The sequence below is a fragment of the Mycobacterium colombiense genome, from assembly GCF_001672755.1.
Lineage (GTDB): Bacteria > Actinomycetota > Actinomycetes > Mycobacteriales > Mycobacteriaceae > Mycobacterium > Mycobacterium colombiense_C.
Genome location: NZ_LZKI01000066.1, coordinates 1 through 3,131 on the forward strand (window position 1 = coordinate 1; position 3,131 = coordinate 3,131).

A 3,131-nucleotide genomic window follows, 5' to 3' on the forward strand; every position below is an offset into this window, starting at 1 on the left:
GCCGGCGTCGCCGTCAACCCGAACGCATCGGTGCTGGCGATCCAGCTGGCGCGGCAGACGGATCTCTCGGTCCGGCAGTCGGCCTACTTTGTCGGCCTGTCGATAGCTACCTATTGCCCGCAATACAAGGAAGACATCGACCCTTCTGTTATCTGGATGCTGCCGGGGCCCCCGCTTATGTGACCGCAATCGCGGCAGCAGAAGGGATTTCGGCTAGCTCAGCAGTGGTCGGTCCAGCATCGCTGGAGCGGGCAGTAGGTCGAATGCGCAAGGCTCACCATGGATCCGACGTCTCCGAACGTCACTTTCCTGGGATCCAGAGTCTGGTGGATGCTCTGGGCGATCTGGTCATACGACCAGCCCCACCCGATGTCGTCGCAGATCAGGCGGCCCATTCCGGTGAGGGCGATGTCGTGCTCGGGCGGCCAACTGAAACCGGCGCCGCGCAACTGAGCCAGGTATGCGTCATCGAGGGGGTCGGCGGTAGCGACCGCGGCGCTGGCAACCAGAGCCGCGGTCGCCAAGACGGGGACTGCCAACGCGGTCAGCCGGCGAGGTGAAAACATCATGCGCTTCCTTTCTTCGGGACGTTCACGATGCCGTCGACCCATAGCGGCATGAAGACGAAGAATAGGGAAAGCCGGGAAAAAATGGCTTATGAACGGCTGAATAATCGGATTTCTCGCACCGTTGGATGCGTGCGAGTTCGGCGTCAGCCCTCTGTCACACCGGCGACACCATGCTCGTACGCCGTGGTCACCCAGAACACCGTGCGCTCGATCCCCGGCACGATTTCGGTGACGTCGATCTCCCCTTGCGTGAATCGGGTGAGCAACCCGTAGACCACGCTGGTGAGGATCAGCTCGAGATCCTTGGCGAAGCCTGGCTCCGCTTGCGCCAGAACGGCTTTCGCAACGGGCACCACGGCGTCGACGCCCCGCTGGATCAGGCGCTTTCCGCCGGGGCCCGATCGCGCCTGGAAGTAGGAGCGCAACATCAACGGATGCCGTTCCCAGGGCTCGAAGATGGTCCTCATGACGTGCATCAGGTCCACATAGATCGACTCGCCGGGTAGATCGTCGATCAGCGACGGCAGGGCCGCATAGCGATTGGCGTCCATCCATCCGTCGAGGGCCGCGACGATGAGGTCGTCGCGCGTGGGATACCGCTTGTAGATGGTCGCCAGGGACACGCGGCCCCGCCGGGCCACCTCGCGCAACTGCACGGCCTCATAGCCCTCGTTGTCGAGCATCTCGACCACGATGTCCAGGATCGGATCGGCTTGCCGCCCGGAAGGTCCCTCCGCGGCCCGTAGCGAGGCCCCTTTTGCCGTCACAGTAACCATGTTACTGTGCGAAGCTGAGTAACGGCGTTACTCTGCCCTGATCTGGGCCGATGAACAGAGAGGACGTGCGCCGTGGGGTCAATAGATGGCAAAGTCGCCTTCATCACCGGGGTGGCGCGCGGCCAGGGCCGCAGCCACGCGGTGCGGCTCGCCCGCGAGGGCGCCAACATCATCGGCATCGACATCTGCGCCGACATCCCCGCGAACGGTTATCCGATGGCCTCCCATGAGGAGCTGGACGAGACGGTCGCGCTGGTCGAGGAGGCCGGCGGCAAGATGCTGGGCACGGTCGCCGACGTCCGCGACTTCGAGCAAGTGAAGACCGCCATGGATGCCGGCGTCGAACACTTCGGCCGCCTCGACATCGTGCTGGCCAACGCCGGGATCGCGCCGTTGGCGTTTCGGCAGTTGAGCATCGAGGAGGAGCTGGCGCAGTGGCGCGCGGTCACCAGCGTCAACCTCGACGGGGCCTACCACACGGCATGGGCGGCCGTCCCGCACTTGTTGTCCGGCAACCGCGGCGGGGTCATCATCTTCACCAGCTCGACCGCGGGCATCAAGGGTTTCGGCGGCCTGCAGGGCGGCGGCCTGGGCTATGCGGCATCCAAGCACGGCATCGTCGGACTGATGCGCACGCTGGCCAATGCGCTTGCGCCGCTGAATATTCGGGTTAACACGGTGCACCCGACCGCGGTGAACACGATGATGGCGACCAACCCCGACATGACCGAGTTCCTGGAGAAGAATCCCGGCGCGGGTCCCCACCTGCAAAACCCGATGCCCGTCGGGATGATGGAACCCGAGGACGTCAGCGCCGCGATCGCCTACCTGGTCTCCGACGAGGCGAAGTACGTCACCGGCGTGACCTTCCCCGTCGACGCGGGCTTTTGCAACAAGGTTTGATACGCGGATGACAACGAACAACGCAACGGGCCGGGTCGCGGGCAAGCGGGTCTTGATCACCGGGGCCGCGCGCGGCATGGGACGCTCGCACGCGGTGCGGCTGGCCGAAGAGGGCGCCGACTGCATCCTGGTGGATATCTGTTCCACGCCAGAGGGTTTGGAATATCCGCTGGCCACCGAGGACGACCTGAACGAGACCGCGCAACTGGTCGAGAAGCACGGCCGCCGGGCGATCGCGAAAGTCGTCGATGTGCGCGACGAGGCCGCCATGAAGTCGGCGGTCGACGCGGCCGTCGGCGAACTCGGCGGACTCGACGGCGCGGTCGCCAACGCCGGTGTGCTCACCGTCGGTACCTGGGACACCACCACCGCCGGGCAGTGGCGGCTCGTGCTCGACGTCAACCTCATCGGCGCCTGGAACACCTGCGCGGCCGCGCTCCCTCACCTGGTCGCCCGGGGCGGCGGGAGCCTGATCAACATCAGCTCGTCGGCAGGCATCAAGGGCACCCCGCTGCACGTGCCCTACACGGCGTCCAAGCACGGCATTGTCGGGATGACTCTGGCCCTCGCCAATGAGCTTGCCGCACAGAATATTCGGGTCAACACCGTGCACCCCACCGGCGTGGCCACCGGCATGGCGCCGCCGAGCATGCACACGTTGATCGCCGAGCAGCGGCCCGACCTGGTGCCCATCTTTCTCAACGCCCTGCCCGCACCGCTGATCGAAGCGTCCGACGTGAGCAACGCGGTGCTCTACCTGATGTCCGATGAATCCCGTTACGTCACAGGACTCGAACTGAAAGTCGACGCCGGTGTCACAATCCGCTAAGGCCCCGATGCGCGACGGCGCGCGACATGAACGCGGGGTGCGCACCTTCGCCGA

5 protein-coding genes are annotated in these 3,131 nt (G+C 65.4%); 3 read left to right on the forward strand and 2 right to left on the reverse strand.

Annotated elements, in window-relative coordinates; all coding sequences use genetic code 11:
* Window positions 1–183, forward strand: a 183-nt coding sequence (locus tag A5708_RS08800; RefSeq protein WP_155765946.1) for a DUF732 domain-containing protein, incomplete at its 5' end; no start/stop codon positions are given.
* 35 nt (window positions 184–218) lie between these two features.
* Here A5708_RS08800 and A5708_RS08805 read toward each other — a convergent pair.
* Window positions 219–569 (reverse strand): DUF732 domain-containing protein, encoded by a 351-nt coding sequence (locus A5708_RS08805; RefSeq protein WP_081292880.1) that lies wholly within the window; start codon window positions 567–569, stop codon window positions 219–221.
* Window positions 570–712: 143 nt separating this feature from the next.
* Window positions 713–1,345: a TetR family transcriptional regulator gene (locus A5708_RS08810; RefSeq protein WP_065028257.1), complete on the reverse strand. Its 633-nt coding sequence runs from the start codon at window positions 1,343–1,345 to the stop codon at window positions 713–715.
* A gap of 72 nt (window positions 1,346–1,417) precedes the next feature.
* On the opposite strand from A5708_RS08810, the gene A5708_RS08815 reads away from it, so the two are divergent.
* Together A5708_RS08815 and A5708_RS08820 are read left to right on the forward strand one after the other, a co-directional pair.
* Window positions 1,418–2,248, forward strand: a complete 831-nt coding sequence (locus A5708_RS08815) for a mycofactocin-coupled SDR family oxidoreductase (RefSeq protein WP_065028258.1) — start codon at window positions 1,418–1,420, stop codon at window positions 2,246–2,248.
* Window positions 2,249–2,255: 7 nt separating this feature from the next.
* Complete coding sequence (locus tag A5708_RS08820; protein ID WP_065028259.1) at window positions 2,256–3,077, forward strand: mycofactocin-coupled SDR family oxidoreductase; 822 nt, start codon at window positions 2,256–2,258, stop codon at window positions 3,075–3,077.
* Window positions 3,078–3,131: the final 54 nt, after the last annotated feature.

Excerpts from the sequence above, each read along its gene's own strand:
- A5708_RS08805 (WP_081292880.1), bottom strand. The coding sequence starts at position 569 with ATGATGTTTTCACCTCGCCGGCTGACCGCGTTGGCAGTCCCCGTCTTG.
- A5708_RS08820 (WP_065028259.1), top strand. The coding sequence starts at position 2,256 with ATGACAACGAACAACGCAACGGGCCGGGTCGCGGGCAAGCGGGTCTTG.
- A5708_RS08810 (WP_065028257.1), bottom strand. The coding sequence starts at position 1,345 with ATGGTTACTGTGACGGCAAAAGGGGCCTCGCTACGGGCCGCGGAGGGA.